This window comes from Acidimicrobiia bacterium (assembly GCA_040881685.1).
GTDB lineage: Bacteria > Actinomycetota > Acidimicrobiia > IMCC26256 > PALSA-555 > SHVJ01.
On sequence record JBBECS010000025.1, the window covers coordinates 1 to 4002 of the forward strand.

Annotated in this window: 4 protein-coding genes; 2 read left to right on the forward strand and 2 right to left on the reverse strand. The window is 67.3% G+C overall.

Annotated features, from left to right (window positions below):
• Positions 1-318, forward strand: a 318-nt coding sequence (locus tag WEE69_06375; GenBank protein MEX1144911.1) for a superoxide dismutase, incomplete at its 5' end; no start/stop codon positions are given.
• A gap of 140 nt (positions 319-458) precedes the next feature.
• Here the strand turns inward: WEE69_06375 and WEE69_06380 are convergent.
• Positions 459-1151 carry a helix-turn-helix domain-containing protein gene (locus WEE69_06380; GenBank protein MEX1144912.1) on the reverse strand — a complete coding sequence of 231 codons (693 nt, stop codon included), beginning with the start codon at positions 1149-1151 and terminating at the stop codon, positions 459-461.
• 125 nt (positions 1152-1276) lie between these two features.
• On the opposite strand from WEE69_06380, the gene WEE69_06385 reads away from it, so the two are divergent.
• Entirely contained in the window at positions 1277-2671 is a 1395-nt protein-coding gene (locus WEE69_06385) for an FAD-binding oxidoreductase (GenBank protein MEX1144913.1), read from the forward strand.
• Positions 2672-2983: 312 nt separating this feature from the next.
• On the opposite strand, the gene WEE69_06390 is transcribed toward WEE69_06385, so the two are convergent.
• Positions 2984-3778 carry a hypothetical protein gene (locus WEE69_06390; GenBank protein ID MEX1144914.1) on the reverse strand — a complete coding sequence of 265 codons (795 nt, stop codon included), beginning with the start codon at positions 3776-3778 and terminating at the stop codon, positions 2984-2986.
• Positions 3779-4002: the final 224 nt, after the last annotated feature.

Consider the following 4002-nt stretch of genomic DNA (forward strand, 5'->3'; position numbering starts at 1 on the left):
CCCCGGGGCAGGTCACTCGATCCCGAGACCGGTGCGGCGACACGTGTCGACCTTCGCGGTCAGACCGTCGTCACCGGAGACGGGTTGGTCGTAAGCGGTCGCATGGTCTATGTGATCCAAAACGACGACCAGGTCACCGTCGTGCGACTCGATCGTGGCCTCGACGGGGGCGAGGTCCGCCGTATGATCATGAGCACACGCTTCCGCCAGCCGTCAACTGCCGATCTGCATCGCCGCAGCCTCTACGTCGTGAACGCCCGCTTCGACACGACTCCTGCCCCAGACACGGAGTACGACGTCGTGAGGGTCCGCGCCTGATACTCGCCCACGCACGAACTTGGCGGCTCTGAACGCTGAACGGCTTTTGTCGGACACGCGAATGGTTCGATGACGGGAACACTCCCGCACTCAGGGGTTACAAGCTGTCCCCCGAGCCATCCGCTCGGGTCCTCGGTGCATCAATTCCCGGTTGTGGCAGCGGCGTCGGGCGTGATGTGAGCGAATACGCTGCGCCGGTTCCAAGTCGGGAACGCCCGGACGAGCCATGACGGACCGTGGAGCTGGATCCGGGACTCGCGGGTTGCTTCCGCCCAGGAGAGCTGCCCGGCGTGCCACTTCACGAAGGCCTCGGCGTCGGCGGTGATGTAGAGGTCTTCGTCCAGACCCGGGTACGTCTTGCAGATCTCGGCCTCGCCGTGCTCGAGCAGCAGCCAGTAGCGCTCGTGCGGCCCGACACCGGTGAAGTCCAGCCGGATGACGACGCGCTGGTCCGGGAGTTGCTCCCGCCGGAGCGCGTGGCACATCGACCACAGCGCCACGAATGGATCGAGGTTCTCGGGAGCCATCTCGAGCCAGCGAGCGCCCCACTCACCGAGGGTCACGCACACCTTGAACAGATCGTCGCCCGCGGTAGTGAGCTGGTACCGCTGACCGCGTCCCTGAGCCTTGGGTCTCGACTCGACGATGCCGAGGCGTTCGAGCTGCTTGAGCCGCTGCGTGAGCAGGGTGCGGGAGAGTCCCGGCGCGCCCTCGAGGATCTCGCCGAACGTCTCGCAGCCCAGATGCAGGTTGCGGACGATCAACGGCGTCCAACGCTCAGCAAAGATCTCCGCGCCACGGGCGATCGGGCAGTACTGCCCGTAGGTCCTCATGAGCGCAGTGTCCCGCGCCTTCCGCCCGCCGTGAAGTCCAGATTCCTGACTTCGAAGTCCAGATCGCTGACTTCTCCCTGGTGTCCCTCGATGGTGCGATGAGCGCATCGACCGGAGGAGGGACGATGACAGCAACCACGACACAGATTCCCGGGTTCAGGGGGGACGTGATCGTCCCCGATCACCGTGACTACGACGACGCTCGGGCCGTATGGAATGGCGCCGTCGACCGACACCCCCGATTGATCGCCCGCGGCAGCGGTACCGCCGACGTTGCCGCCGCGGTGCGCTTCGCCCGCGACCGAGATCTCGAGATCGCTGTACGGGGCGGGGGCCACAACGTGGCCGGCACCGCGGTATGCGACGACGGGATCGTCATCGACCTCTCGGCGATGCGCGCCGTCTCGGTCGACCCCGCCGAGCGCACGGCACTCGTCCAGGGCGGCGCCCTGTGGGGCGACGTCGACCACGGGACGCAGGCGCACGGTCTGGCCACCACGGGCGGCATCGTCGGCCACACCGGTGTCGGCGGCCTCACCCTGGGCGGCGGCATCGGCTGGCTCATGCGCAAGCACGGGCTCACCGTCGACAACCTCGTGGAGGCCGAGGTGATCACCGCCGAGGGTGACATCGTCCGGGCGTCGACCAAGGAGCACCCCGACCTGTTCTGGGCGCTGCGAGGCGGCGGCGGGAACTTCGGCGTCGTCAGCTCGTTCCGGTTCGCGTTGCACCCTGTCGGCCCCACGGTCGTGGCCGGACCCGTCTTCTGGGCCGCCGAAGACACCATCGACGTCCTGCGCTTCTACCGGGACTTCGTCGCCGACGCGCCGGACGAGCTCGGGAACGTCATCCGGCTCGGCACGATTCCCCCGCTCCCGGTCGTCGACCAGGAGCTGCACTTCCGGCCGGCCGTCGCGGTCGCCAGCTGCTACGCGGGACCCGTCGAGGACGGGGAGCGCGCCGTCCGTGCGCTTCATGAGTTCGGTACGCCACTCGTCGACCTGCTCGGACCCACGTTGTACGTCGACCATCAACGCGCCCTCGACGACACCATGCCCCATGGTTGGCACTACTACTGGAAGGCCACGAACCTCACCGGGCTGTCCGACGAGCTCATCGACATCGTTGCCGAGTTCGCCTACGGCGCCATCTCACCGAGGTCGTACGCGGCAATGTTCCACATGGGGGGCGCAGTCGCCCGAGCCCCACGCGATGCCACCGCCTACCCCAGCCGCGACGTGGACCACAACATCATCATCGACGCCGCCTGGCTCCCCGAGCAGGACGACTCGGTCGGCGCCGCTGAGACGGCGTGGGCGCGGGACTTCCTCGACGCCCTCGAAGCCCACCGCGCCGGTGTCTATGTGAACTTCCTCGACTCCGACGACGACACCGGCCGAGTGCGCGAGGCCTACGGCGACGCCACGTACCAGAGGCTCGCCGAGGCGAAAGCCAAGTACGACCCCGACAATGCGTTCCGCAACAACAAGAACATCCAGCCGGACACACCGGCGCTGTGAGCCACTGCAGCAACTCGTGTCGCGGTCCCGATACGCGGCACGAGCACGAGGACTCGTTCTCCTGCGGTGGCGCAGCTCCCGGGAGAGAGCACCCCGGCACCGCAGCGTGTCAAACTGTCCCCCGAGGAGCGCCTGCCATCCGGCGGCGGAATCCAGTCACAGGTCGCCCGACTGCGAGTCGCCGGGGATCATCGCTCGGCTCGGCACGGCCCAGATACACAAGGAATCCCAGTGTCATCCCTCGTCGGTCCCGCGGGTTCGCCAACTGCTCGGCCGCGTTCATCGACACCCTCAAGAAAGTGGTGGCGAGCGTCAGGGCGAGGGGAAGAGGCGGCCGAAGCGGAGGGCGAGCCAGGGCTTTCGGCCCCACACGCGGACCCTCCCCGTGTACGCGCCCCACAGCTGGCTCCGCCGGCCGTACCCGATGAGGATCCAGCCGACGGGATCCGCCGAGATGTGCACGGCTGCGTTGGGTGGCGATCCGTTGTTGATCGTGAGGGGCGACGGTGTGCAGTGCAGCCCGAGCCCGCCGGAACGTCCGCGTAGGCGCACGTCCATCGTGAAGGTCCGTCCCTCGGTCGCTGATCCGTCGTACACCAATGGCAAGAGGACGAGAGCACCTTCGAAGATGGCAATCGCTTCGCGGCGCGTGATCGGCCACGGTGCGTCGACGGTTCGTGCGATGTCATATCCGTGGATGACGAGCTCCCCGAGGAGAATCGCGGAACTGTGCGCGTGGGAGCACTCGAGCTCGGGGGGGCCATACGGAAGCATCGCCGAATTCGGGTCCCGGCAACGCTCGATCCACCGCGTGACGGACGCCCCGAAGGCCTCGGCATCCCACCCGCGACCGATGGCCTCGATCTCCCGCTCGTTGATCTCCGACATGCGCGGCGTGAACTCGCGTCCGTGTCCAACGTCGACCGTGGAACCCTCCGACATCGCCGACCACCGATCGAAGGCGGTCATGACGTGGCACGCGGCTTCTTCGATACTCCAGTCCGAGCCATCGACCTGGCGGTTCCGGTCGACGTCGCCGATCAGCGTGTCGAACCGGAAAACCGCGGCCTCGAGGTCGTTCCGCAGCTCCGTCCACGGAACGGTCATCGCCAAGCCGGTCAGTCGCTCTTACCTCGCACTGGCACTCCTGTCGTTCGAGAGCGCCGAGCACCCTACCTTCGACCGATTCGGTGAGAGCTCACAGCGCGTCCGCCCGCGCACCGCTGGTCCGTCAAACTGAGCGCTGACGGGACCTTCTCGGGAGAGATCACCCCGCCACCGCAGCGTTACAAATTGTCCCCCGAGCCGGTGCCAATCAAGATTCAGCCGGT